We start from the raw sequence: 1,761 nt of genomic DNA on the forward strand, positions 1-1,761 counted from the left end.
CGTCACCCGGGCCTCGCCGACAACGACCGCTGGATGGCCTCGTTCGGTCTCGGCTACCAGATCGACAAGCACACCAGCGTCGACCTGGCCTACAGCTACCTGTGGATCGCGCCGGGCGACGCCAACTTCCACGAGCCCTGCACCGGCACCTACTACGAGCGCGACGACAACTCGGTGGGCGGTGCCAGCGAATGCACGGCCAACGGCGGCACCTTCCGCGCCAGCTACTACGACAGCCATGCGCACATCTTCGGCCTGCAGCTGAACAAGCGCCTCTGACGAGCCCTTGTGCCGCCATTGCAGCGGACATGAAAAAGCCGGCGATCATGCCGGCTTTTTCATGTCCGCTGCGCGTGGCCGGCGACAGCCGGGCCCGCGCCGACCCCGTCAGAGATCGAGGTTGACCACCTTCAGGCGCCCTTCCGTTTCGCAGGCCGCCTCGGGCGCGACACGCTTCTGCTCCAGCCCCTCGAAATCGAACAGCTCGCGATCACCGAGCTGAGACGGGGCCACGTTCTGGGTGGCGGTGAAGATGCTGTCCAGGCGTTGCGGGAACTGGCGGTCCCAGTCGCGCAGCAGCTGGTTGATGGCTGCGCGCTGCAGGTTCTCCTGCGAGCCGCAGAGGTTGCAGGGAATGATCGGGAAGCCCTTGAGCCGCGCGTACTCGGCGATGTCCTTTTCCTTGCAGTAGGCCAGCGGACGGATCAGCACATTCTTGCCGTCGTCGGACAGCAGCTTGGGCGGCATGGCCTTCATGCGGCCGGCATGGAACAGGTTGAGGAACAGCGTGGCCATGATGTCGTCGCGGTGGTGACCGAGCGCGACCTTGGTGGCGCCGATCTCCTGCGCGAAAGCGTAGAGGTTGCCGCGGCGCAGGCGCGAGCACACGGCGCAGTAGGTCTGCCCTTCCGGCGTGAGCTTCTTGACGATGCTGTAGGTGTCCTTCTCGAGGATGTAGAACGGCACGCCGCGCTCGGTCAGGTACTTCGGCAGCACATCCTCGGGGAAACCCGGCTGCTTCTGGTCGAGGTTGACCGCGATCAGCTCGAACTTCACCGGCGCGCTGATCTGCAGGCTGAGCAGTATCTCCAGCATGGTGTAGCTGTCCTTGCCGCCGGACAGGCAGACCATGATCCGGTCGCCATCCTGGATCATGTTGTAGTCCTGGATGGCCTGGCCGGTCAGCCGCCGTAGACGCTTCTGCAGCTTGTTCAGCTCGCGGCGCTGGCGCGCGTCCGTGCCCTCGCCCGCGACCACCGCCTCGGGTTCGTCATGTTCTGCGTCGTCCTCGCCGGACTGCGCGTCGCGCGGCCCTGCCTCGGGCACGAACAGGCCGACGGGATCGGCCACGGGATGGGACGGCACGCTGCCGGCGGGAATGGACATGGGAAACGCCTCGACCTCTTTCAAGGGGCGCATTTTCCCGGATGCCGGCCTGTCTGTAAACGACAGGCCGGCCCGGAACTCGCGGCGATCAGAAGCGCTGGTTCATCTGGATGCCCACGGAGTGCGCGTAGGTGTCCTTGAACGTGCCCTTGAAGGTGCCGCCGTTGCCGGTGCACTGGTTGGTCGGCGTGGCGCCGGCGCTGCTGTTGCTCTGCGACGGAATGTAGCCGGACGGGTGGCAGTCGTCGGTGTAGCTCGCGTCGGCATCGGCGATGTGGATGTAGCTGTAGGCGAAGTCGAAGTCCAGGTTGCGGTTCTTCGCGTAGTTGGCGCCCAGCGAGAACACGTAGCGGTCATTGTCGGGCACCGTGGCAT

Annotated in this window: 3 protein-coding genes; 1 reads left to right on the forward strand and 2 read right to left on the reverse strand. The window is 65.5% G+C overall.

Annotated features, from left to right (window positions below; translation table 11 throughout):
- Positions 1 to 279 (forward strand): outer membrane protein transport protein (locus C5O18_RS09120; protein WP_206389833.1); only part of this gene is annotated, 279 nt, incomplete at its 5' end.
- Positions 280 to 387: 108 nt separating this feature from the next.
- Here the strand turns inward: C5O18_RS09120 and ttcA are convergent.
- Both ttcA and C5O18_RS09130 read right to left on the reverse strand, forming a co-directional pair.
- A complete protein-coding gene (gene ttcA, locus C5O18_RS09125; RefSeq protein WP_105193300.1) occupies positions 388 to 1,386 on the reverse strand; it encodes a tRNA 2-thiocytidine(32) synthetase TtcA in 999 nt (332 codons plus the stop codon).
- 88 nt (positions 1,387 to 1,474) lie between these two features.
- Positions 1,475 to 1,761, reverse strand: a 287-nt coding sequence (locus tag C5O18_RS09130) for an outer membrane protein transport protein (RefSeq protein WP_206389835.1), incomplete at its 5' end; no start/stop codon positions are given.

Source organism: Amnimonas aquatica, from assembly GCF_002943415.1.
Taxonomy (GTDB): domain Bacteria; phylum Pseudomonadota; class Gammaproteobacteria; order Pseudomonadales; family Moraxellaceae; genus Perlucidibaca; species Perlucidibaca aquatica_A.

Excerpts from the sequence above, each read along its gene's own strand:
- ttcA (WP_105193300.1), bottom strand. The coding sequence starts at position 1,386 with ATGTCCATTCCCGCCGGCAGCGTGCCGTCCCATCCCGTGGCCGATCCC.